At 35.0% G+C, this 24,257-nt stretch carries 19 protein-coding genes; 10 read left to right on the forward strand and 9 right to left on the reverse strand.

What is annotated here, in order from left to right:
- The first annotated feature begins 18 nt into the window (after positions 1 to 18).
- Positions 19 to 2,283 carry an ATP-dependent Clp protease ATP-binding subunit ClpA gene (clpA, locus tag BM088_RS21610; RefSeq protein ID WP_091989742.1) on the forward strand — a complete coding sequence of 755 codons (2,265 nt, stop codon included), beginning with the start codon at positions 19 to 21 and terminating at the stop codon, positions 2,281 to 2,283.
- 77 nt (positions 2,284 to 2,360) lie between these two features.
- On the opposite strand, the gene infA is transcribed toward clpA, so the two are convergent.
- The 5 genes from infA to BM088_RS27355 form a co-directional block, all read right to left on the reverse strand.
- Positions 2,361 to 2,579 carry a translation initiation factor IF-1 gene (gene infA / locus BM088_RS21615; protein WP_042144174.1) on the reverse strand — a complete coding sequence of 73 codons (219 nt, stop codon included), beginning with the start codon at positions 2,577 to 2,579 and terminating at the stop codon, positions 2,361 to 2,363.
- Between the two features lie 87 nt (positions 2,580 to 2,666).
- Positions 2,667 to 3,371 (reverse strand): arginyltransferase, encoded by a 705-nt coding sequence (locus BM088_RS21620; RefSeq protein WP_091989745.1) that lies wholly within the window; start codon positions 3,369 to 3,371, stop codon positions 2,667 to 2,669.
- Positions 3,364 to 4,080 carry a leucyl/phenylalanyl-tRNA--protein transferase gene (aat, locus tag BM088_RS21625; RefSeq protein WP_091989748.1) on the reverse strand — a complete coding sequence of 239 codons (717 nt, stop codon included), beginning with the start codon at positions 4,078 to 4,080 and terminating at the stop codon, positions 3,364 to 3,366. Before aat ends, BM088_RS21620 begins: the two co-directional genes overlap by 8 nt.
- A 59-nt stretch (positions 4,081 to 4,139) precedes the next feature.
- Entirely contained in the window at positions 4,140 to 5,090 is a 951-nt protein-coding gene (gene trxB, locus BM088_RS21630) for a thioredoxin-disulfide reductase (protein WP_091989751.1), read from the reverse strand.
- A 190-nt stretch (positions 5,091 to 5,280) separates the two neighbouring features.
- A complete protein-coding gene (locus tag BM088_RS27355; protein WP_177208129.1) occupies positions 5,281 to 5,709 on the reverse strand; it encodes a response regulator in 429 nt (142 codons plus the stop codon).
- A 232-nt stretch (positions 5,710 to 5,941) separates the two neighbouring features.
- On the opposite strand from BM088_RS27355, the gene BM088_RS21640 reads away from it, so the two are divergent.
- Positions 5,942 to 7,972 carry an oxidoreductase gene (locus tag BM088_RS21640; RefSeq protein WP_281247184.1) on the forward strand — a complete coding sequence of 677 codons (2,031 nt, stop codon included), beginning with the start codon at positions 5,942 to 5,944 and terminating at the stop codon, positions 7,970 to 7,972.
- Here the strand turns inward: BM088_RS21640 and BM088_RS21645 are convergent.
- Positions 7,969 to 8,568: a Crp/Fnr family transcriptional regulator gene (locus tag BM088_RS21645; RefSeq protein WP_091989758.1), complete on the reverse strand. Its 600-nt coding sequence runs from the start codon at positions 8,566 to 8,568 to the stop codon at positions 7,969 to 7,971. The genes BM088_RS21640 and BM088_RS21645 overlap by 4 nt on opposite strands.
- Before the next feature lie 132 nt (positions 8,569 to 8,700).
- Between BM088_RS21645 and BM088_RS21650 the strand changes: the two genes are divergently transcribed.
- On the forward strand, positions 8,701 to 9,993 hold the full coding sequence (locus BM088_RS21650; RefSeq protein ID WP_177208130.1) for a L,D-transpeptidase family protein: 1,293 nt from the start codon (positions 8,701 to 8,703) through the stop codon (positions 9,991 to 9,993).
- 104 nt (positions 9,994 to 10,097) lie between these two features.
- A complete protein-coding gene (mepK, locus tag BM088_RS21655; RefSeq protein ID WP_091989762.1) occupies positions 10,098 to 10,646 on the forward strand; it encodes a peptidoglycan L,D-endopeptidase MepK in 549 nt (182 codons plus the stop codon).
- A gap of 90 nt (positions 10,647 to 10,736) precedes the next feature.
- Here the strand turns inward: mepK and BM088_RS21660 are convergent, their stop codons facing one another.
- Together BM088_RS21660 and tsaA are read right to left on the reverse strand one after the other, a co-directional pair.
- The gene (locus BM088_RS21660) at positions 10,737 to 12,458 is read right to left on the reverse strand and encodes a proline--tRNA ligase (protein WP_091989765.1); all 1,722 of its coding nucleotides are present in this window, start codon (positions 12,456 to 12,458) and stop codon (positions 10,737 to 10,739) included.
- A 93-nt stretch (positions 12,459 to 12,551) separates the two neighbouring features.
- The gene (gene tsaA / locus BM088_RS21665) at positions 12,552 to 13,259 is read right to left on the reverse strand and encodes a tRNA (N6-threonylcarbamoyladenosine(37)-N6)-methyltransferase TrmO (protein ID WP_091989767.1); all 708 of its coding nucleotides are present in this window, start codon (positions 13,257 to 13,259) and stop codon (positions 12,552 to 12,554) included.
- Positions 13,260 to 13,515: 256 nt separating this feature from the next.
- Here tsaA and BM088_RS21670 point away from each other — a divergent pair, with 256 nt between their 5' ends.
- From BM088_RS21670 to BM088_RS21680, 3 genes are all read left to right on the forward strand, one after another.
- Complete coding sequence (locus BM088_RS21670; protein WP_091989770.1) at positions 13,516 to 17,742, forward strand: tandem-95 repeat protein; 4,227 nt, start codon at positions 13,516 to 13,518, stop codon at positions 17,740 to 17,742.
- Entirely contained in the window at positions 17,739 to 18,122 is a 384-nt protein-coding gene (locus tag BM088_RS21675) for a hypothetical protein (protein ID WP_091989773.1), read from the forward strand. The genes BM088_RS21670 and BM088_RS21675 overlap by 4 nt, the downstream gene beginning before the upstream one ends.
- Positions 18,123 to 18,358: 236 nt before the next feature.
- Positions 18,359 to 19,063, forward strand: a complete 705-nt coding sequence (locus tag BM088_RS21680) for an aspartate/glutamate racemase family protein (protein ID WP_091989775.1) — start codon at positions 18,359 to 18,361, stop codon at positions 19,061 to 19,063.
- A 113-nt stretch (positions 19,064 to 19,176) separates the two neighbouring features.
- Here the strand turns inward: BM088_RS21680 and BM088_RS21685 are convergent, their stop codons facing one another.
- Positions 19,177 to 20,823: an electron transfer flavoprotein-ubiquinone oxidoreductase gene (locus BM088_RS21685; protein WP_091989778.1), complete on the reverse strand. Its 1,647-nt coding sequence runs from the start codon at positions 20,821 to 20,823 to the stop codon at positions 19,177 to 19,179.
- A 183-nt stretch (positions 20,824 to 21,006) separates the two neighbouring features.
- Here BM088_RS21685 and BM088_RS21690 point away from each other — a divergent pair, with 183 nt between their 5' ends.
- The 3 genes from BM088_RS21690 to BM088_RS21700 form a co-directional block, all read left to right on the forward strand.
- Positions 21,007 to 21,756: an electron transfer flavoprotein subunit beta/FixA family protein gene (locus BM088_RS21690; RefSeq protein WP_091989781.1), complete on the forward strand. Its 750-nt coding sequence runs from the start codon at positions 21,007 to 21,009 to the stop codon at positions 21,754 to 21,756.
- Complete coding sequence (locus tag BM088_RS21695) at positions 21,757 to 22,683, forward strand: electron transfer flavoprotein subunit alpha/FixB family protein (RefSeq protein WP_091989783.1); 927 nt, start codon at positions 21,757 to 21,759, stop codon at positions 22,681 to 22,683. It abuts the gene before it with no gap.
- 1,284 nt (positions 22,684 to 23,967) lie between these two features.
- Positions 23,968 to 24,257: hypothetical protein (locus tag BM088_RS21700; RefSeq protein WP_143085136.1), on the forward strand; the 290-nt coding region annotated here is incomplete at its 3' end.

Genomic DNA, 24,257 nt, shown 5'->3' on the forward strand with positions numbered 1-24,257 from the left:
ACATCTTAGGAGTTGCCTATGCTTAATAAAGATCTTGAAATGACACTAAATTCAGCTTTTAGAGAAGCGAGAACACATCGCCATGAATTTATGACAGTCGAACATTTGTTATTGGCTTTAGTTGATAACCCTTCAGCCGCTGAAGCGCTAGGTGCATGTGGTAGCGATACTTTGGCACTAAAAACTTCACTCTCTGAATTTATTAATGAAACCACACCTCTGATCCCTGAAATTGACCAAGATAGAGAGACACAGCCCACATTAGGTTTTCAACGTGTTTTACAAAGAGCCGTTTTTCACGTTCAGTCATCAGGTAAAAGTGAAGTAACAGGTGCCAATGTATTAGTTGCTATTTTTAGTGAACAAGAGAGTCAGGCTGTTTATCTTTTGAAAAAAAGTGATATTAGTCGACTCGATATTGTTAATTTCATTTCCCATGGTATATCTAAACTAGATTCATCGGATGATCAAGTACATAATGATGACATAGTAGACGAACCAATTGAAGCGCCGAGTGATGAAAATAATATGCTTGAAAACTTCACTTCTAATTTAAACCAACAAGCAGAGTTAGGCTCGATTGACCCTTTAATTGGACGTGATTTAGAAGTTGAACGTGTGGTTCAAGTTTTGTGTCGGCGTAAAAAGAATAATCCTTTGTTAGTTGGGGAAGCTGGCGTTGGTAAAACTGCAATTGCAGAAGGGCTAGCATATCGTATTGTTAATGATGATGTACCTGAAGTAATTAAGAATGCAGTGGTATTTTCTCTTGATATGGGCTCTTTATTAGCTGGTACAAAATACAGAGGTGATTTCGAAAAACGTTTCAAGTCTTTGTTAAAACAACTACAGCAAGAACCCGATGCAATTTTATTTATAGATGAAATCCATACTATTATAGGAGCTGGAGCTGCATCAGGTGGTGTGATGGATGCATCAAACTTAATAAAACCATTATTATCTAGTGGTAAACTACGTTGTATGGGATCAACAACTTATGGTGAGTTTAAAAATATTTTTGAAAAAGATCGTGCTTTAGTTAGGCGTTTTCAAAAAGTGGATGTTTTAGAACCTAGCGTTTCTGATACAACTAAAATTTTAAATGGCTTGAAAGACAGATATGAGCAGCATCATGGGATTCGTTATACTCAAAGAGCACTGAGAGCTGCTGCTGAGCTAAGTGCTAAATATATAAATGAGCGTCACCTACCGGATAAAGCGATTGACGTTATTGATGAAGCAGGTGCAAGTCAACGCTTGCTGCCAACGTCAAAGCGTAAAAAAACGATTGGTGTTGCAGATATTGAACAAATAATTGCAAAAATAGCACGTATTCCACAGCAAAGTGTTTCATCCTCTGATAAAGACACATTAAAAAACCTAGACAGAAACTTAAAGCTATTGGTATTTGGCCAGGACGAATCAATTGAAGCACTGACTGCGGCAATTCGTTTATCTCGTTCAGGTTTATCAAGTGAAGATAAACCAATAGGTTCCTTTTTATTTGCAGGCCCAACTGGTGTCGGTAAAACAGAGGTAACGAAACAACTTGCAAAGTGTTTAGGCATAGAATTGGTACGTTTTGATATGTCTGAATATATGGAGCGACATGCAATCAGCCGCTTAATTGGTGCCCCCCCTGGTTATGTAGGGTTTGATCAAGGTGGTTTATTAACTGAAGCCGTTATAAAGCAACCCCACTGTGTTATTTTATTGGATGAAATAGAAAAAGCACATTCAGATATTTATAACATTTTATTGCAAGTAATGGATCACGGTACATTAACCGATAATAATGGTCGTAAAGCCGATTTTAGAAATGTTGTTGTTGTAATGACTACTAATGCGGGTGTTCATGAAACAACACGTTCAACAATGGGTTTTAAACAGCAAGACCATAGCTTTGATGCTATGAGTGAGATAAATAAAACTTTTTCTCCTGAGTTTAGAAATCGTTTAGATAACATTATTTGGTTTAATCATTTAAATGAAGAAGTGATTTTGCATGTTGTTGATAAATTTGTTGTTGAACTTCAGGCACAATTGGATAAAAAGTCCGTTTGCTTAGAATTAACCGAACAAGCACGTCAATGGTTAGCAAAAGAAGGTTATGATAAAACCATGGGCGCACGTCCTATGGCGAGATTAATTCAGGAAAAACTGAAAAAACCTTTAGCAAATGAAATTTTATTTGGTTCATTAACTGATGGTGGAGTTGTGAAAATTAGAGTGAAAAACAAAAAACTTTATTTTGAATATGAATCTGAATTAACCCCAGCATAAAAGTAAAAGATACAAAAAAGCTCAGTTTTAACTGAGCTTTTTTTTTATCAAAAATTTATCTTTGACTCTGCTGGTGTTTAGCGGGCACGGAAAACGATACGTCCTTTAGACAAATCATACGGTGTTAATTCAACCGTTACTTTGTCACCTGTCAGTATACGAATGTAGTTCTTACGCATTTTGCCAGAAATATGAGCTATAACAACATGACCGTTTTCAAGCTCAACCTTGAACATAGTATTTGGTAAAGTGTCAAGGATTGTACCTTGCATTTCAATTACGTCTTCTTTCGCCATCTTAAGCGTATCACCTCTAGAATATTTAGGTGCAGATTCTGCCCAAAAGAAGACGATAAGTAAAGCAACTGAAGAGATATTTGTTAATTAAATGCTGATCCAACGCTCAAACTCCAAAATTTGATGATTTTTAAACTGATTTTTGTAATTCATCTTTTTACAATCATCAATTTGATAGCCTAAATATACAAATTTCTTATTGAGAGAGTTGGCTAATTTTATTTGTTCCAGCACCATAACTGTTCCAATACTGAAATTTTCATATTCGGGATCAAAAAATGTATAAATGGCAGATAATGAATTGTTGAGTAAATCAGTGACTGCAATTGCAATTAATTTGTCGTCATCATAAAGCTCTATATAAGTAATAGGTAACCAAGAACATAATAAAAAGCTTTTATATTGTTCTTCATTTGCTGGAAACATACTACTGTCATTATGTCGTTCGTTGATATATTTTTCATATAATGAATAATATTCATCTTTTGGTACTACGCTGGATTTAACCGTAAAATGCTTTTGTGCTTTTTTTATTTTTCTTTTTTGAGAACGACTTGGTATAAAGTCATTCACCAATACCCTAATAGCTCTACATTTAAAACAAGGAGCACAATGAGGCCGATATATTTGATCTCCACTGCGTCTAAAGCCTAAATTCAGCAATGCTTCATAACCCGTATCATTATAACAATTGGGCTCTAATATTACTAAAAGTTGTTCCTGTTTGTTGGGTAAATAATTACAGGGAAAACTTTGGCTAAGACCTAGCTTTGTTGGTAGGTGTCTATTCATAAATATTATCTAATTCTTGAGATTGCCACATGTTTTCTGGCATTTTATATTTTTGTGCTAATTTAAGTTTAGTCAAAAATTCTTGTCTGGTTAATTCAGATGCACCTAAAGAAGTTAAATAGGGGTTCGTTAGCTGACAATCAATAAAGTGTGCATTATGTCGTTGCAACCAGTTAACTAAAGCCCAACAGGCAAGCTTTGAAGCATTTGTCATAGTATGAAACATAGATTCACCACAAAAAACACCACTTTGCATTATGCCATATAGTCCACCAACAATTTTATTATTATGATAAACCTCTACGCTGTGTGCTAAACCAGTTTGGTGAAGAGACATATAAGCTTGCTTCATACTTGGTGTGATCCAAGTACCTTCTTGATTTACACGTTGTTGCTGACAACTGTCAATGACAGATTCAAATTGTGTATTGATTTTGACAATAAAATTATTTTTCTTTTGATACTTTTTAAGGCTTTTACTGATGTGAAAATTTGATAGATTAATTACAGCACGTATTGAAGGTGACCACCACATGATAGGTTCATCCTCACTAAACCATGGAAAAATACCTGACTGATATGCAAGCTTTAGCCTTTGATTTGATAAATCACCACCAAATGCGAGTAAGCCATCAGGTTCATCCAACGCTAATTCAGGGCTTGGGAAACCATATTCTACGGGTCCTAGTTGATATACTTGTTTTGACATCTTTATTTTCTATATAAAAAAACCGAACACGTGAGTTCGGTTTTTTTATTGATTAATAATTAAAGGTTATCTAAATATTTTTCTGCGTCTAGGGCAGCCATACAACCGGTTCCTGCTGATGTGATTGCTTGACGATAAATATGATCCGATACATCACCTGCAGCATAAACACCTTCAACACTGGTTTGTGTTGCATTACCTTTAAGACCTGTATTGACTGCTAAATAGCCGTCATTCATGTTCAACTGGCCAACAAACATATCAGTATTAGGCTTATGGCCTATCGCGATGAATACTCCCATAACGGCAACTTCTTTTGTATCATCTGATTTAGTCGATTTAAGACGAACACCTGTAACACCCATTTCATCGCCAAGGACTTCATCTAAAGTATTATCTGTGTGTAAAATAATATTACCGCTTTCAACTTTATCCATTAAACGGTCAATGAGGATTTTTTCACTTCTGAAAGTATCTCTACGGTGAACCAAATGTACTTTTGATGCGATGTTAGAGAGATAAAGTGCTTCTTCAACGGCTGTATTACCGCCGCCAACAACAGCAACTTCTTGGTTGCGATAAAAGAAACCATCACAAGTTGCACATGCAGAAACCCCTTTTCCTTTAAATGCTTCTTCAGACTCCATACCTAAGTATTTAGCCGATGCACCTGTTGCAATAATTAATGCATCACATGTATAAGTACCAGAATCACCTGTTAGTGTGAATGGTCGGTTTTTAACATCAACAGTATTGATATGGTCAAAAATAATTTCAGTTTCAAAGCGTTCAGCATGTTCTTTCATTTGCTCCATTAAACCTGGGCCTGTCATATCAGCACTTCCACCAGGCCAGTTTTCAACTTCAGTTGTTGTTGTAAGCTGACCACCTTGCTGCATACCCGTAATTAATACTGGGTTTAAATTTGCTCTTGCAGCATAAACCGCTGCTGTGTAACCTGCTGGACCTGAACCTAAAATAAGTAATTTACTATGTTTTGCTGATGTCATGAATTAATTCCAAATACTTTAAAGTATAAATTTGTGTATTGTTTTTTAAGATGAGGTTGATTCTAAGAAAAACAAGCGGGTTGTAAACATTTTTGTAAAATGTTTGAAAATTACTTTTTGCTAAAATTCCGAACTTGTGAATTATTGTGTACTAATTCTTTTTGCAACCTTGTTATCAATATTTTGTTAATTAGGGTAATAAGCCATGCTCCTTGGCTAATTGAGAGAGAAAATGATTTTCAGTTACAACTCTATGGTACTCTAAGGCTTGTTCAATTGCGGATATAAACTCAAGGTTGTGCCAAGGTTTATTTATAAACCTGTAAATTTCGGCATCATTCACAGCGCTAACGACAGTATTGAGATCTGCACATCCAGATAAAATAATACGTTGAGATCTCGGGTGTATTTCTTTTGTTTTAGAAAGAAACGTAATGCCATCCATTAATGGCATATTATAATCTGAAATAAATAATTCAAATAAACCACTTTCGGCTCTTTCTAATGCTTTTACAGGCTCTGAAAAATATTCAACTTGTAGATGTTTCTTTCTTATTAATAATCTTTTTAGTGAATCCAATATACTTAGATCATCATCAAGTATCATAATTCTAGCCATGGCAAATCCTACACAGTAATGAATAAAATATTCGAGGTTATAAATTAAAGGTAGTATATCTTTGTAAAACTGTGCTTTTTTAAGGCAAAAAATCATTTTATTAAAAATAAAATGGGTTAGATAAAATTGAATTAACAAATGATAACGACATGAATGAAAATTAAAATGATACTTAAGGAAAAGTACTTTTGAATTACCTCTGCTAATAACTAATATAGATATGGAGCGTATCATGACATCATTAAATTTGAATTATCCAAAATTATTTACACCATTAGATTTAGGTTTTACGCAATTAAAAAATCGTATCATCATGGGCTCAATGCATACAGGGCTTGAAGAACACAAAAATGGTATTGAACGTATGGCTGCTTTTTTCTCAGAAAGAGCCAAAGGAGGGGTTGCACTTATTGTGACCGGAGGTTTTGGTCCAAATGATGAAGGGGCGACACACCCTCAAACTAATTTGATTCGCTCAAATGAAGATGCACAAAAACATCAAGTGATAACCGATGCAGTTCATAAAGAAGATGCAAAAATTTGTATGCAAATTCTTCATACCGGCAGATATGCTTTTAATAAAACATCCGTAGCACCTTCTGCAATACAGGCACCTATTAACCCATTTAGGCCGAAAGCATTGGATAGTAATGGCATCGAAAAACAAATCTCTGATATTGTAAAAATGGCTAAATATGCACAAGTTGGTGGTTATGATGGTGTTGAAATCATGGGCTCTGAAGGTTATTTCATAAATCAATTTTTAGTAAAAAGAACAAATCAGCGTGAAGATGAGTGGGGGGGAAATTATGATAATAGAATGAAACTGGCTGTTGAAGTGGTAAAAAGAACACGAGAAGCTGTCGGAAAAGAATTTATCATTATTTATAGACTGTCGATGTTAGACCTTGTTGAAGGTGGCAGTACTTTTGAAGAAGTTGTTAAATTAGGAAAAGCGATTGAACATGCTGGGGCAACAATTATTAATACGGGAATTGGCTGGCATGAGGCGCGAATACCTACTATAGCAACAAAAGTTCCCCGAGCTGCTTTTACTTGGGTGACAGCTAAATTTAAAAAAGAATTATCAATACCGCTCATTACTTCTAATAGAATAAATATGCCCGATGTTGCTGAACAAGTGCTTGAGCGAGAAGATGCAGACTTAATTTCAATGGCTAGGCCTTTTTTAGCAGATCCATTGTTTGTACAAAAGGCAGAATCTGGAAAAAGTGAAGAAATTAATACTTGTATTGGGTGTAACCAGGCTTGTTTAGATCATGTTTTCAGTGGAAAAATGACGAGCTGTTTAGTTAATCCCAGAGCATGTCATGAGTCTGAAATTCAAATTAAAAAAACACAGTCACAAAAACACCTTGCTGTAATTGGCGCAGGCCCCGCAGGTTTGGCGTTTGCGACAACGGCTGCAAGTCGTGGTCATAAAGTGACATTAATTGATGAAGCCAGTGAAATCGGCGGACAATTTAATATAGCTAAGCAAGTACCAGGGAAAGAAGAATTCTATGAAACTATTCGTTATTTTAATACTGAAATTAAAACTCATGATGTTGAATTGAAATTAAATAAAAAAGTAAGCGTAACAGATTTAAATAATGAAAATTATGATGAGATTGTTATTGCAACTGGCATAGTACCCAGAAAAATAAATATAGAAGGCATTAACCACCCTAAGGTTTTAAACTATTTAGATGTTTTAAAGTATAAAAAGGAAGTGGGTAAAAAAGTAGCTGTTATTGGGGCTGGTGGGATCGGATTTGATGTAAGTGAATATTTATGTCATCAGGGAGAGTCACCAAGTCAAAGTATCCCAAGCTTTATGGCGCAATGGGGAGTTGATATGACTTTGCAGGCTAGGGGGGGCATCGAAGGCATGAAATTAAATATCAAATCATCGCCACGAGAGGTTTACTTATTACAGCGAAAAAGTACAAAGGTTGGCGCAAATTTGGGTAAAACAACAGGCTGGATCCATAGAGCAGGTTTAAGTCAAAAAGGCGTGAAAATGCTCTCAGGTTGTGAATATACAAAAATTGATGACTTAGGTTTGCACATAATACGTGATGGAAAAATAGAGATACTGGAAGTTGATAATATAATAATGTGTGCGGGACAGGAGCCATTAAAAATACTGACAGAAGGTTTAAATAAGCCTTATCACTTAATTGGAGGTGCTCATGAAGCTGCTGAACTTGATGCTAAACGTGCGATAGATCAAGGGGTTCGTCTAGCTGCAGCAATTTAAACTTGAATTTTTTTTCTTAGTCGGGAAAGCGATACAGGTGTGATCCCTAAAAAAGATGCAATATGATATTGAGGTAGTTTTTCGTTTAACTCAGGAAACTCTTTTAAAAACCATTTATATCTTTGCTCTGCATTGCCTAATAACAACTGTGCTTCACGTTTGGCATTTTTTATGAATACAGTTTGAAGTAACTTAACTTCAAGCTGTAGCCACTGAGGCTGAACAATACTGATGTTGTTTAAGTCGTGATAATTCGCCAGCATTAATTCGCAAGGCTCAAGGGCTTGTATATAATATTGACAAGGTTCATCACTGATCAAAGCACTAATGGGTGATAGCACTTCATTTGCCTGATAAAAATGTTGATTAATTTCATTGCCTGAACGGTCAATATAATATACACGTAATATTCCTTTTAAAATAAAACACATATCATCACAAAATTCACCGGCTTTAATCCAATGTTCATTTGTAGTAAATGTTTTTAGATGGAATTTTTCAGAAAATGCAGACCAATCATTAAAATGGCAATCAATTTTTTTTTCAAAAACTGTTTTTAAATGCGTATAGGGTTCTGTATTTTGCTTATTTTTCATTTATTTCAAATATAAAAATTTTTGAAAGCATAAATTTGATTGGTTAAAAAGTCTATCAAATTAATAATGAAGAATTGATTTAAATAACTTAGTTGCCATACTTAATATTCAGGTTTTATGCTGGAGTTGGCTATGAATCGAAATTGCATTTTATGTTTATCTTTATGTTTTATTTTAAATAATCAAACCATTGCGTCACAGGTATATTCATCAATTGAAAAGCGTGACCTCTATAATCACAGTATACCTAATCGTTTAAAAGGACTTAATAAAACGTCCAATTATATAAATAATTCACTCAATGTGATCAACAAAGTTAATGTGAATGCAGTACATCAACGAATCTTTTTTTTAAAACGCTTAGCAAAAAATAAAATATGGCAAAAAATACAATTTGATGGTTTTCTAAAGCAAGGCGATAAACATAAAATGCTTGGTGAAATAAAGCATAGGCTATATTTATTAGGTTACTTTAAACCGAAAAGAATTCAAAAAAATGAATTTTCAAAAGCGTTAGCATCAGCACTGAGCCTTTTTCAAAAACATCATGGCTTAAACCCTGATGGTATTATTGGACCAAGAAGTTTAGCTTGGTTAAATACATCCCCGGCTCAAAGAGCAGACTTGCTTTTAAGAAATTTACATAGACAACAAACTTTTTTTGATGAAGTGGGGCAAGATTATTTGCTTATTAATATTCCTCAGTTTCAATTAAGTTTAGTGGAGCAAGGAAAAGGAATTCTTAATTCACGTGTGATTGTTGGAAAAACAAAAAGACCAACACCTATTATTAGTTCACAAATAAAAAGCGTTGTTTTAAATCCAAGTTGGAATGTACCTAGGAAAATAGTACGTAGGGATTTATTACCCAAAATAAGAGAAAATGCTAATTATTTAGATGAAGAAAATTATGAAGTATTTGATTTTGATGATAATCCAGTTATTTTAAAAGAATTTAATTGGTCAAAACTTGCAATGGGAAACTTTCCTTACAAATTAAGACAAAAGCCTGGTCCTAGTAATGCGTTAGGATATGTTAAATTTCACTTCAATAATAAACATAGTGTTTATATACATGATACGCCTGATAAAACATTATTCGATAAACATAGAAGAGATTTTTCGTCTGGTTGCATTAGAGTTGAAAAGGCAGATGAATTAGCGCAATGGTTTAAAGAACAAAGATTAGTTAATCAAACAAGTTGGCACCAAGTAATTGAACATAATGAGGAGAATATATGGTTTAAAGTTAAAGAACCTTTGCCAATATACCTAGTTTATTGGACTGCTTGGGTGGATAGCAATAATCATGTGCAATATCGTAATGATATTTATGATAAAGAAAATGTTATTTTAAAAAATAAAAAACCTCAATTAGATCTTCGTAGAAATCAAACAATTGCAATTTATAAGCATTGGAAATAAAGGCTTATAGGGCAATTAATGGTTTTTTCTGTTATTGACTCAGGTATTTATTATGGGATATTCTGCACGATTATTTTTTTGATTAATATTTATTTGGTATTTAAATGACATTAGATTGTTCAATGCGCAGAAAAATTTTAAAAGGTATGTGTAGTGTAATGGCTGCTGGTGCGCTTCCTCAAAATGCTTTTGCTAGCCAGGTACATAAAGGCAGTCGTGCATTGAGTTTATATAACCGTCATACCAATGAGAGACATAAAGCTGACTTCTGGATCGCTGGAAATTATCAATTAGATACTTTAAATCATTTTGACCAGATTTTACGTGATCATAGGCAAAATATCGCAGCACCTATGGATAAAAAATTATTTGAACTATTATTTCAATTACAAGAAAAATTAGAAAATACGTCAGAAATTCATATTATATCTGGATTTAGATCACCTAAGACTAATGCAATGCTATCAGCAAATACAAATGGAGTAGCCAAAAAAAGTTATCATATGAAGGGAATGGCGATGGATATTGCAATACCTGGAGTTGATTTAAAAGATTTACGAAATGCGGCGAGAAGCCTTAAGGTTGGGGGTGTAGGGTTTTATCCTAAATCTGGTTTCATACATATAGATACAGGCAGAGTGAGGTCTTGGTGATAAGGTTTTAACTTTAGCTAAATTCGTGAAGTGTCATTTAATTAAAAGTCCCAAACTCATTTATGAGTTTGGGACTTTTAATTAACTCAATTAATTTTTAAACATTGCAGTAAAATACTCAATAACAGTATCTAAATCTAGCATGGTTTTTTCACCGGTACGACGGTTTTTCAATTCAACTTTGTTCTCATCAAGGTTACGTTCACCTATCACAAGTGTATACGGTACACCCATTAATTCCATGTCATTGAACATCACACCTGGGCGTTCTTTTCTATCATCAAATAGTACTTCAATACCTGCTTGTGTAAGCTTATCGTATATATCATTTGCGATATCAGGAATACGATGTGACTTATGCATATTCATAGGTACAATCGCTAATTGGAAAGGCGCAATGGCTTCAGGCCAAATAATACCGTACTTATCATTATTTTGCTCAATGGCCGCAGCAACAATACGCGATACACCAACACCGTAACAACCCATAGCCATAGGCTGGTTTTTACCTTGTTCGTTTAATACACCTGCATTCATAGCTTCAGAATACTTAGTGCCTAACTGGAAGATATGACCAACTTCAACACCACGTTTAATATTAACCACGCCTTCACCACATGGGCTAGGATCGCCTTCAACAACATTTCGAATATCAGCAACAGTGTAATCAGCTACATCTCTATCCCAGTTAATACCACTGTAATGCACTTGGTTTTTATTTGCTCCAGCTACAAAATCAGCCATAACTGCTGCACTACTATCAACAATTACGGGTATTTCAAGACCTACAGGACCTAAAGAGCCAGCAGCGGCACCAATTGTGTTGATAATGTCTTCGTCTTTAGCAAGCTCTAATGGGCTATCAACTAACTCAAGCTTCTGGGCTTTTAATTCATTAAGGTCATGATCGCCACGAACAACTAATGCAACTAAACCACGGTTACCTTCTTCATCTGTTGCACCATAAGCAATTAATGTTTTAACGCTTCTATGCGGTTTAACACCATGCTTGGCTTTTAGTTCTGCAATTGTTTTAGCTTCAGGGGTATCAAAAGTATTTAATTCTTTTGACGCTTCTGGACGTGTATCCGTTGTGATAGCTTCAGCCTTTTCAACATTTGCCGCGTAATTACTTTGTGAACTGAACGCAATGGCATCTTCACCAGATTCGGCTAATACATGAAACTCATGAGAAACACTGCCACCAATAGAACCTGTATCAGCAATAACTGGACGGAACTCTAAATCCATACGTTTGAAGATATTACAGTAAGCTGTATGCATCTTTTGATAAGTTGAATCTAAGCACTCATCACTTAAATGAAATGAGTAAGCATCTTTCATTGTAAATTCGCGGGCGCGCATTACACCAAAGCGAGGACGTACTTCATCACGTACTTTAGTTTGTACTTGATATAAAGTCAGTGGTAATTGTTTGTAGCTTTTAATTTCTTTACGTACAAAGTCTGTGATCACTTCTTCGTGGGTTGGACCCAGCGCAAATTCTCGATTATGACGGTCTTTAATACGTAATAACTCTGGACCAAACTCTTCAAAGCGCCCAGATTCAAGCCATAAATCAGCAGGCTGAATGACTGGCATTAACATTTCAATTGCACCAGCTTTGTTCATTTCTTCACGAACGATGTTTTCAACTTTACGTAAAACACGTAGACCTGTGGGTAACCAAGTATATAAACCCGATGCTAGGCGGCGGATCATGCCAGCTCTGAGCATTAATTGGTGACTGATGATTTCAGCATCAGCAGGCGTTTCTTTTAGTGTCGCGAGTATATATTGACTGGTACGCATGTTTTTTCCGTTATATATTGGGGTATTAAATTTTTTATTTCGTTAAGTGCTCTAGTGTAGCAGTGCTTAAGGCATCAAAAAAGCTTAACTTATCTATTGGTGACTAATTTCTAGTACAGTATTAAGATTATTTTCAATTTTCCACTTTATATTAAAATCATAAAGGCACATACCATAGTTTTGTATGCCTCCTTTGCTCTTTTTATATGCAGGTCGTGGATCTTGCTTTAATACTTTGGTAATAAATTGATATAAGTCTGGATGGTTTTGTTGTTGTTTTAAACAAAACTCAACCGCCTGTTCACTAAAACAGACTTCTAATTCAGTCTCTGGACGCGTATCTGCAAACCCTGCTGTGGCATTTGGTAAGCTATCTGAATAAGGTAAGTAGGGCTTAATATCAATAATGGGTGTGCCATCTAATAAATCTATACCTGAAAGCTCAAGCCATAATTTACCATTTTTATAACAAATTTCTTCTAATTTTACCGCACTCATACCAATTGCATTCGGTCTAAAAGTGGCTCGAGTTGCAAAAACGCCTTTCTTCTCATTACCTCCTAAACGTGGTGGACGCACGAGAGGAGACCAGCCTTTTTCTGCTGTTTCATGAAATCTAAATATTAACCATATATGACTAAAATCTGCTAAGCCTCGTACAAACTCTTCCCGATTAAATTCTCCTGTTAATTCAAGTTGTGCTTTAGCTTCAGGAATTAACCTTGGTTGACGGGGGATCGCAAATTTTTGCTTATAAGGTGAATGAATAATACCAACAGGTGTGATTTGATAAGTTTGCATTAAGTTCTTTTTAGAAATATTGATAGAGCGAATAATATCAAGAGTATTAATAAGTAGCTAGTCAACAAATTTCACAAACTTGAATTAATAAAAATTAAAAAAGTGCGATGATCTATTGAGAAATAATTCATTGCTAATACAAAGATAAATACTAACCTTTAACCGTGAATATTTTTAATTTTACAGAAAATAAGTCGCGTAAATTTTGATTAGATGAATAAAATTTATACATGTAACTTTTTCAATTGGTGAAAATATGAAAACTTGGACTTTGTTAGCTGTGGTAATTTTTTCGTTAAATGCTCATGCAAATACAAGGCAAGCAGAACACTCAGATGTAAATGATATTTGGAAAGATATCCATTATAAAACGGCACTTCGACAAGTTGATAAAGTAAATGTTATTGCGTCTGATTATCGACTTCTTAATGCTGAAATACACGATATAGAACACGTATTATATGATATAAGCGAACGTGAATATAATTTGATGTTGCCTTTACCCGATGGTAACAATGCGGTTTTTAAACTGTATTACGCACCCGTGTACCAAGCTGAGTTGGAGCAAGAGTTTCCATCAATTCGAACATTTAAAGGCTATCAAATAGATAACCCCGCTAATCGAGGTCGATTTGATATTACGCCCCATGGTTTTCATGGTATGTTTTTATATCAAGGGGAGCGTGTTTTTATTGATCCCCTGCAAAGAGACAATAAAAAGACCTATATCAGTTATTACAAAAAAAATGCTAACCCGCTGACTAAACCTCACTTTGATAAAGTTTTACAAAAAAAATATAACGACTCATCTTCAGATTATAAATTAATAAACAAAAGTTTGTTAGCTGGTGAAACATTAAAAACGTATCGTATCGCTGTAGCAGCAGCTGGTGAATATACGACTTTCCATGGCGGTACTAAAGAGTTGGGGCAAGCTGCAATAGTCACAGCAATTAATCGTGTTAATGAAGTGTATGAAGTCGACTTTTCGGCTAAATTAGTGCTTGTTGGAAATAATAGTTCTGTTGTTTTTACTGATTCGGCAACAGATCCCTATGATAATACAACCGATGATTTAACCGCAAACGAAAATGTCATTGAAAATAATATAGGCAGTGCAAATTACGATATTGGCCATGTAATGAACACTGGTGGTGGGGGTGTTGCATTTTTAGGTGTGGTGTGTACAAGTTCAAAATGGGGCGGTATGACAGGTTCTTCAGCCCCAACTGGTGACCCTTTTGTGATTGACTTTGTTGCTCATGAAATTGGTCATCAATTTGGTGGTCAGCATTCATTTAATGGAACTGCGGGTAACTGTGGTACACGTTCGTCAAATGATGCTTATGAGCCTGGAAGTGGTTCTACAATTATGGCCTACGCGGGTATTTGTGATGAACAAAACTTACAGAATAACTCAGATGCATTTTTTCATGCCCACTCTATAGATCAAATGAAATCATTTATTTCAAGCACAGGTAATTGTGCTGCCACTTCTTTAATAAATAACGAGCCTCCCGTTGTTAGTGCTGGTAATGATTTTACGATTCCAGCTTCGACTCCTTTTAAACTGACAGGATCAGCCACTGATGTAAATAGTGATACCTTAACTTATGTTTGGGAACAAATGGATTTAGGGACAGCATCAAGTAGTGTTGCAACTATGGTAGATGATGGTTCAAGGCCTTTGTTTAGATCTTGGTTACCTACTAGTAGTGCTACGAGGTATTTACCAAGGTTAAGTGATGTTGTAGCGGGAACAAGTACTTTAGGTGAGACATTCGCAACAACAAACCGTACATTAAACTTTCGTTTATCTGCTCGTGACGGTAAAGGGAATATAGGTACGGATAATATGAAAGTGACGGTAAGCAGTAATTCAGGCCCATTTGCTGTCACTGCACCTACAGCAGGTGATAATTGGGTTAATGCTACAAATCCTATTGTCACATGGAATGTTAACAATACAGATCAAGCCCCTGTAAGTTGTTCAACAGTTGATATTTTATTATCTACAGACAGTGGATTGAATTTTAATCAAACGGTTAAAAGTAATACCCCTAATGATGGTTCAGAGGCGATAAATGTACCAGGACTTAATAGCGCAACGGCAAGAATTCAGCTCGTATGTCAAAATAATATTTTCTTTGGGGTTTCAACTGGAGATTTTACAATTTCAGGAATTGGGCCCGGTGGTGCTGCACCTGTGATCACTGCGCAATCAAGTTTGAGTCTTGATGAAGATACAAGTTTAACGATGAAATTTAGTGACTTAACGGTAACAGATTCTGATTCAACTTATCCGACAGGCTTTACAATGACATTGACAACTGGAAGTAATTATACAGTCAATGGCATGGTAATAACACCAGATAAAGATTTCAGTGGTAGTTTAACCGTTCCTGTAAAAGTAAATGATGGCAATAATGATAGTAACGCTTTTAATTTGGATATTACCGTAAATGCAATCAATGATGCTCCGGTGATCACTGGTACAAATACGCTAGAGACTAATGAAGATACCAACTTGATTTTAACGATTAATGAATTAGTTATTACAGATCCAGATAATACAATTGACCAAATGACGCTTACTGTTCTGTCAGGTGATAATTATACCTTAAATAGTACAACGATTATTCCAAATGCGAACTTTAACGGTACATTAACCGTACCTGTTCGAGTTAATGATGGAAAAGAAAATAGCAATACATTCAATGCATCAGTCACTGTGAATGCAATCAATGATGCGCCTGTTATAACAGGTGATAATGGCATCTCAATTAATGAAGATACTGCTGTAACATTAAATATTTCAATGTTACAGATCACTGATACTGATAATACAGTAGACCAGATGACTTTAACTGTTATGAGTGGTACTAACTATACGGTGAGTGGAACTAAAATAACACCCGTAGCAGACTTTAATGGCACTTTAAGTATTGGTGTTAAAGTAAACGATGGTATGAATGATAGTAATACTTTTAATATATTGGTGAATGTTATTGCAATCAATGATGTGCCTGTTATTACGGCTGTACAAGATCAAGCTATTAGTGAAGATCAGAGTCTAACGATTAGTTTTTCTATGCTGACAATTTCTGATGTTGATAATACAACAGATCAAATGACAATTATTGTTATGCCAGGAGGGAATTATACTTTTAGTGGTGCAAGGTTAACCCCTATCGCTGAATTTAGTGGCGTATTAACAGTGCCCGTTAAAGTAAATGATGGTAGTGCTGATAGTAATATTTTTAATATTACAGTGACTGTTAGCGGCACTAATGATGCACCTATTATTACTTCCTCACAGAGCTTATCTACAACTGAGGATCAAAGTTTAGATTTATCAATTAGCATGATATCGATAACAGATCCTGACAATACACCTAATCAGTTAACCATGTTGCTGGTGGCGGGAGAAAATTACAGTTTTGATGGTTTAACTATGACTCCAGATACAAATTTTAATGGTGATCTTAATGTATCTGTAAAAGTAAATGATGGGCAACTTGATAGTAATATATTTGCAATCCCAGTCAACGTCACAGCTGTGAATGATGCACCTATAATCACAAGTTCACAAACATTATCAATAGCGGAAGATACTAGTTTAGTTTTAACAACAGATATGCTCACAATTGTAGATGTTGATAATGCAGTGAGTGAACACACTTTAAGTATTTCTGCTGGAGAAAACTATAGTGTTAACGGGACGAGTATTACGCCTAACAGTGAATTCAGTGGGTTAATAACAGTGCCTGTAATGGTTAATGATGGTGAGCTAGATAGTAATGTTTTTGAATTGAATATAACAGTGAGTAATGTGAATGATACACCTGTTATCATGGCTTCAGTGCCACAAGTGGCAGATGAAGATCAAAGCTTAAACTTATCAATTGATATGCTAACGGTAACTGATATAGATACACAAAGTAATCAACTTACATTACAAGTTCTAGCCGGAAATAACTATACAGTTAATGCTCTGACTGTTACTCCGGATGAAAACTTTAATGGGGAATTGTTGGTTAATTTAACTGTTACGGATGGTGAAACATCAAGTATTAATCATCAAATGATTGTCACAGTGAATGCTATCAATGATAATCCTGTTGCAGCTGCTGATAGTTTTACAGTTGAAGAAGATAGCCAAAATAATTCATTATCAATTTTAAGTAATGATACTGATGTAGAAGGTGATGCTTTAGTAATTGAGAGCATAAACTATACAGGTTCAGGTACTGTGACAATATCAGGAGCAAATCTAGTTTACTCTCCATTAGCAGGTTTTGATGGTAGTGAAAGCCTGACCTATATTATTTCAGATGGGCAAGGAGGTACTGCTCAAGGTCAAGTGAGTATGGTCGTCACAGCTAAATCATCAGGTGGTGGAGGTAGTATGCCTGTGTTATATTTATGTGTTTTATTACCATATGCCATTATTCGTCGTTTGATTAAGAGTAAACAAATATGAAAGTGCATATATTAATTTTTATTGTGCTTCTTTTTGGTTGTGATGCCATTGAAGCAGATAAAAAGCCAGAGCCTTTGACTGGGGAGTTAGTCCCTTTTAACTGGTTGCTTCATGCAGATAGCAAAATAGATGTACAAACAGCGGCAGCAAAAAATGACTATCGTTTACTTGCAATAAGTGCTCGAGGAACGCAAATTCCTGGTATTAACGCCAGTGAAATAAAATCATTAATGCAAGTATGCAATTATCGTTTTCTAAAAGGAATGGGAGATGTGATCTCTAGCCCTGAATATAGACAATGGTGGAAAAAAGGAATGACTTACGCAAAAGATTATAATTTACGCATGGCAGAACATTGTAAAAAGAATGTAAAGCATTAAAACTTGGAAGTATGGTACTTACTAAGTATATCAATATTGAAGTATCAGTTGATTTTTAAGTTCAAATCAACTGATACTTATAACACAATAACGGCTTTCTCTATCTTTTACCTAACTAGCACATTCTTATTCATTTCCACCTTAAATCTCATACTTGAATTCAATCGTTTAAAAAATAAAGTCATGCCCAAATATAAGTAATATCTTTAAAATAATTTTAATAATTGGAAGATAGAATGACAAGAACAGCAAAGCATATTGGCATTGTTGGTTGCTCATCAGAAGGCGCGGCTTTATGTTATAAAACAATATGTACTCAAAGTGCAAAGTTAATGGGAGAACACGCCCATCCTGAAGTATCTATGCATACACACTCTCTTGCTGATTATGTTAAATGTTTGGATAGTAAAGATTTAGCAGGGGTAGGAGATTTAATGCTATCTTCAGCAAAAAAATTAAGTTTACAAGGTGCTGATTTTTTAATTTGTCCTGATAATACAATTCATCAGGCTTTTGATTATGTGGCAAAACGTTCACCCTTACCTTGGCTTAATATTGCATCTGTCCTAGTTGAGAATGCAAAAGCAAGGGGGTTTAAAAAACTTGGAATATTAGGAACTCAGTGGTTGGTTCAAAGCAATGTATATCCAGAACAAATAGATAAAAATAACTTGACTTGGGTGCGACCAGAAAAGCAAGAAATCGATGAAATCGGCAGGTTAATAATGCAAGAATTAGTAAATGGTATTTTTAAACCACACACTATTGCATATTTTAAAAAAGTAATTATAAACTTAAAAGAAAAAGGATGTGATGCGGTGATTTTAGGTTGTACGGAAATCCCTTTGATCATAAATGATGCTAATTCAGCGCTTCCAACACTCGATTCAAACAGGTTATTGGCAGAAGCTGCAATTAAATATGCCTTAAAAGAGAGTTAAATAAAGCTTTAAACTTTCACAAAGACTCATTTGAATCCACATTTTAAAATGACTTTAGCTTGATTTAAAAGGTATTGATTAGCAAGGTTTCGACCTTGCTAATCAATCTTTAATTACATATTTGGATAGTTTGGTCCGCCAGCACCTTCAGGTGTCACCCAAGTGATGTTTTGGCTTGGATCTTTTATATCACAGGTTTTACAATGCACACAGTTTTGTGAGTTGATCACAAATTTTGGAGCATCTTCTGTATTATCAATCTCATAAACGCCTGCTGGGCAATAACGCTGAGCGGGTTCGTCAAAATCAGTTAAATTAACAGTGACTGGAATAGTCGCATTTTTTAATTTTAAATGACAAGGTTGAGATTCTTCATGATTGGTATTTGATAAAAACACGGATGACAATTTATCAAAACTAATTTCATTATCGTATTTAGGATAATCAATTTTATCAACGCTGCTTGCAGGTAAAAGTGTTGCGTGATCAGGTGTATTATCTTTAAACTGAATGGGCAATTTACCCCCAAAAAAGTTTTGATCTAAAGTATTATAAGCGCCACCTAATAACTTACCCAGTTTGTGTAGAGCAGGGCCAAAGTTACGAGAACTGTATAACTCTTCATATAACCAAGATGCTTCAAATTTTTCCTGGTAAGAAGTGAGATCTGTATATTGTGCTTCTTTTTCTATCGCTTCAAAAATCGCTTCAGCAGCCAACATACCAGATTTCATTGCCGTATGATTACCTTTGATTTTAGCAAAATTTAATGTGCCTGCATCACATCCAGTCAAAATACCACCTGGGAAGTGCATTTTAGGTAATGAATTTAAACCGCCTTTTGCGATAGCACGGGCACCATAAGCAATGCGTTTACCGCCTTTTAATACATCTTTAAATACAGGGTGATGTTTCATTTGTTGAAATTCATCATATGGACTTAAATGTGGATTTGAATAATTCAAATCGACAATTAAACCAACCACAATCTGATTGTCTTCACTGTGATACATAAATGAGCCGCCATTTGTATCACCAGTAAGTGGCCAACCCGTACTATGGACAACCGTTCCTTCAACATGATTTTCAGGAGGTACTTGCCAAATTTCCTTAAAACCTAAACCATAATGTTGTGGTGATTTATCTGCATCTAAGTTAAAGCGACTGATAAGTTCTTTTCCTAGATGACCACGACACCCTTCGGCAAATACTGTGTATTTAGCACGAAGCTCCATACCCGGCATATAACCCTCTTTTTGCTCCCCATTTTCATCAAGGCCCATATCGCCAGTAATAATGCCTTTTACAGCATCATCTTCAATAATAAGGGAGTGGGCGCTAAAACCTGGAAATATTTCAATACCTAATTGTTCAGCTTGCTCAGCTAACCAACGACATACATTGCCCATAGAAACAATATAGTTACCATGATTATGAAAGGTTTTTGGTACTGCAATATTGGGTACCTTGATGCTTTTTGATTCATTGTTTAGCCAGTAAATATCATCTTGTTTAACGGCTGTTTTAATTGGAGCACCTTTTTGTGCCCAATCAGGTATTAATTCATCTAAAGCGCGAGTTTCAAAAACCGCACCGGATAAAATATGCGCGCCAACTTCAGAGCCTTTTTCAACCACACAAATCATTAATTCTTTTTGTTTTTCTTGTGCTTGTTGTGCTAACTTTATGGCTGCACTGAGTCCTGCAGGTCCTGCACCTACAATGACAACGTCAAATTCCATGGTTTCACGTTCAACCATAATTACCCCTAATTTTGATGAATGTTACGTATTTTCACATGATGATATAAATATATATCACTAAATGATACGTTAATATGTCGTTAAGGGTATTTTAGGTTGACGTTTACGTCAACAGGAAGTAGCCTTAATCACAAATAAAAATCTAATATTGACTTTCTAGTCAACAATAATGGAGCGACTATGAAAATCCTCGTGCCGATCAAAAGAGTAATTGATTATAATGTAAAAGCCAGAGTGAAAGCTGATCAAACAGATGTTGATTTAGCAAACGTAAAAATGGCATTAAATCCGTTTTGTGAAATTGCTGTTGAAGAAGCCATTCGCATAAAAGAAGCGGGTAAAGCAGAAGAAGTCATTGTTGTATCAATAGGTACTAAAGCAGTGCAAGAACAATTAAGAACAGCACTAGCACTGGGTGCCGATCGTGCTATTCATGTTGAAACAGATGCCAAACTTGAATCTCTTCAAATCGCAAAATTACTCAATAAAGTATTAGAGCAGGAACCTGCTGAATTAGTCATTTTAGGTAAACAAGCAATTGACTCAGATAATAATCAAACAGGTCAAATGTTAGCGGCGCTTTCTAATCGCCCACAGGGAACTTTTGCTTCTAAAGTTGAGTTAGCTGATGGTACAGTTAATGTAACACGTGAAGTCGACGGTGGATTACAAACAGTCGCACTAAACTTACCTGCTATCGTAACAACTGATTTACGTTTAAATGAACCCCGTTATGCTTCTTTACCAAACATAATGAAAGCAAAGCGTAAGCCTTTAGCTGTGATACCTGCTGACTCTTTAGATGTTGATTTAACGCCTCGAATAGAGCTTGTTAAAGTTGAAGAGCCTGCAACCCGCGAAGCTGGAATTATTGTTGATGATGTTGCCCAGTTGATAGAAAAATTAAAAAATGAAGCAAAGGTGATTTAAATGAAAACATTGATCATAGCAGACCATGAATACGGTGTTTTAAAACCTGAAACATCAAAAACTATCAATGCAGCAGTGAAATTAGGCCAAGATATAGACGTATTAGTGGCGGGTTTTAATGTAAGTGAAACAGCTGCGGCAGCTGCAAGTATTGCAGGTGTGAATCAAGTTGTATTAGTTGACACTGCATCGTTTGAACATCAACAAGCAGAAAATATGGCTGATTTAGTGGTTTCACTCAGTGCTGACTATAGCCACATTTTAGCGTCAGCAACAACAACAGGTAAAAACTTTATGCCTCGTGTTGCTGCACTATTAGATAAAAATCAAATATCAGAAATTATTGCTGTTGTAGATGCCGATACTTTTAAACGACCAATCTATGCGGGTAACGCAATCGCAACAGTTAAGTCTTTAGAAGATAAAAAACTTATCACAGTGCGTGCAAGTGCATTTGATTTACAAGATACACAAACAGCCGCTAATATTGTTAATAATGATACAAGCAATGCAGCAACGGGCAGTGTTTTTGTTTCTAAAGAACAAGCTGAGTCAGAGCGTCCTGAATTAACGGCTGCACCTGTTATTGTATCTGGTGGTCGTGGTATGCAAAATGGTGAAAACTTCAAATTATTTGAAGGCATAGCCGATAAGTTAGGCGCAGCTATTGGTGCTTCACGTGCTGCAGTAGACGCTGGTTTTGTACCAAACGATATGCAAGTAGGTCAAACAGGTAAAATTGTTGCGCCTAACTTATATATCGCAGTAGGTATTAGTGGTGCGATCCAGCATTTAGCGGGTATGAAAGATTCAAAAGTAATCGTCGCGATTAATAAAGACCCAGATGCACCTATATTTCAGGTGGCTGATTATGGTTTAGTTGCTGACTTATTTGATATCTTACCAGAGCTTGAAGCCGCGCTTTAAAATCTGATTTTAAACTTTACCACTGAATTAAAACGGTAAAGCAAAATAAGAAGTAGTGTTCATTTTGTTCGCTACTTTTTTATTGTTTAACTTAAAATATGTTAGGTCAAATAAAAAACACTATATATTCGTAAAACGACTGGTTAAAGTATCAATTATGCTATAGGTAAAAGAGCTCTCTTTATAGGAGTACTATTAGTTGATATGTTGAAATTGATTCTAATTTCTGGGATTGCTTATTATATAAATAACGACCATTTTTGAACAGTATTAATGAGTCTATTTGTTCATGTTTAGGTTGGCTTATTAGTGATATGTCATTTATAACATTGATATTAACCCGTAAAAAATAGTTACCGTCTGGCTTCTAGAAATAAAAGTATATTGACCCGAAGGTAGATTAGTCTATAGATGTGAAATTTATATCCAAGCCTTTCATCATTACTTAGTATAACTGAGCCATAGCTGTCTAGAAGGTAAGGGCAGATATTAAGCTCAGAAGTTAAGTCTATGGCAATTTTTTCACCTTAATTAAGGTGAAATGTGAATCTAGGATTACCTGAGTGAGAAAGTTTCTGACCTCCAGAGGAAAGCCATGAACCACTGAACTCGATAGGTCATAATACAGTTGAAGAGTTTACAAAATCCCCCCTACAAGTACCACTATTATAAGTAAAATATTTTAAACATAACCAATATCTCATCATATTAATGCCATAAAATCTATTAAAGGTGTATCTGAAATTAGCTAGATAAATCTCAATATTCTCCGTATAACTCATACAAATTCACATAACAGTTTCTCTTAAAGCACTATATAAAATAGTAAGTTAAAAAATATTACAATCTTTTATACGATAATATTTTTTTATCGTTCAATTGAAAGTTGAAGATCGATATTTGTTAAATATAACGTTTCAATGTGAATTCAGGGCTGATATTAGATGAGCCTAGCATTAGATCATAAAGTGAATCTTCAAAATCAATAAGATATTTATGTGTGATTTGTCTTAAGGAAGGCTTTAAGGTTTGTTGGTTAAATTATTGCAAAAAGATATTTGCAATGATACTTTGTACCCAAAATTAAAACGAAAGAAAATAAAAAATTTCTAAAGGTAATAGAATATTTAAATTACAAAAATAGATATTGGTTACCATTCAAAGTCTTTCTTTACTAAAAGCCAATAAAACGGTACGAAATTATATGTTTTTGGTTCACTAGTAGTCTGATTTTATCTTGGTAGAAGGATACTATTTCATATAAAAAAATTACAAGGAGAAGATATGTATAAAAAATTGATATTGACAACAGCTTTGTGCGGATTAACTAGCACAGCTCTGGCCGAGGATAGCAGCAGTAACTTCAACAATAACTCCATTGCTAATTTAAATCAGCAACAAACTCTGCTCCCAATTCAACCTGATCAACTAGACTCCTCGGTTACAATTAACGCTACGCTAAATTATTTACCGGCGAATGATATGGCTGATACTAATAAGCATCCCCATCAACTAGAACAAGAGATTAACCAGCTTTATTTGACAGACCAAAAGTACAATTCAGTTCAAAGCAA

Origin of the sequence: Pseudoalteromonas denitrificans DSM 6059, from assembly GCF_900112265.1 — a bacterium.
Classification (GTDB): Bacteria; Pseudomonadota; Gammaproteobacteria; order Enterobacterales; family Alteromonadaceae; genus Pseudoalteromonas; species Pseudoalteromonas denitrificans.

Excerpts from the sequence above, each read along its gene's own strand:
- BM088_RS21645 (WP_091989758.1), bottom strand. The coding sequence starts at position 8,568 with ATGAAAAATAAGCAAAATACAGAACCCTATACGCATTTAAAAACAGTT.
- BM088_RS21650 (WP_177208130.1), top strand. The coding sequence starts at position 8,701 with ATGAATCGAAATTGCATTTTATGTTTATCTTTATGTTTTATTTTAAAT.
- aat (WP_091989748.1), bottom strand. The coding sequence starts at position 4,080 with ATGTCAAAACAAGTATATCAACTAGGACCCGTAGAATATGGTTTCCCA.
- BM088_RS21640 (WP_281247184.1), top strand. The coding sequence starts at position 5,942 with ATGACATCATTAAATTTGAATTATCCAAAATTATTTACACCATTAGAT.
- BM088_RS21660 (WP_091989765.1), bottom strand. The coding sequence starts at position 12,458 with ATGCGTACCAGTCAATATATACTCGCGACACTAAAAGAAACGCCTGCT.
- BM088_RS21695 (WP_091989783.1), top strand. The coding sequence starts at position 21,757 with ATGAAAACATTGATCATAGCAGACCATGAATACGGTGTTTTAAAACCT.
- mepK (WP_091989762.1), top strand. The coding sequence starts at position 10,098 with ATGACATTAGATTGTTCAATGCGCAGAAAAATTTTAAAAGGTATGTGT.
- BM088_RS21685 (WP_091989778.1), bottom strand. The coding sequence starts at position 20,823 with ATGGTTGAACGTGAAACCATGGAATTTGACGTTGTCATTGTAGGTGCA.
- clpA (WP_091989742.1), top strand. The coding sequence starts at position 19 with ATGCTTAATAAAGATCTTGAAATGACACTAAATTCAGCTTTTAGAGAA.
- trxB (WP_091989751.1), bottom strand. The coding sequence starts at position 5,090 with ATGACATCAGCAAAACATAGTAAATTACTTATTTTAGGTTCAGGTCCA.
- BM088_RS27355 (WP_177208129.1), bottom strand. The coding sequence starts at position 5,709 with ATGGCTAGAATTATGATACTTGATGATGATCTAAGTATATTGGATTCA.
- tsaA (WP_091989767.1), bottom strand. The coding sequence starts at position 13,259 with ATGCAAACTTATCAAATCACACCTGTTGGTATTATTCATTCACCTTAT.
- infA (WP_042144174.1), bottom strand. The coding sequence starts at position 2,579 with ATGGCGAAAGAAGACGTAATTGAAATGCAAGGTACAATCCTTGACACT.
- BM088_RS21670 (WP_091989770.1), top strand. The coding sequence starts at position 13,516 with ATGAAAACTTGGACTTTGTTAGCTGTGGTAATTTTTTCGTTAAATGCT.
- BM088_RS21620 (WP_091989745.1), bottom strand. The coding sequence starts at position 3,371 with ATGAATAGACACCTACCAACAAAGCTAGGTCTTAGCCAAAGTTTTCCC.
- BM088_RS21690 (WP_091989781.1), top strand. The coding sequence starts at position 21,007 with ATGAAAATCCTCGTGCCGATCAAAAGAGTAATTGATTATAATGTAAAA.
- BM088_RS21680 (WP_091989775.1), top strand. The coding sequence starts at position 18,359 with ATGACAAGAACAGCAAAGCATATTGGCATTGTTGGTTGCTCATCAGAA.
- BM088_RS21675 (WP_091989773.1), top strand. The coding sequence starts at position 17,739 with ATGAAAGTGCATATATTAATTTTTATTGTGCTTCTTTTTGGTTGTGAT.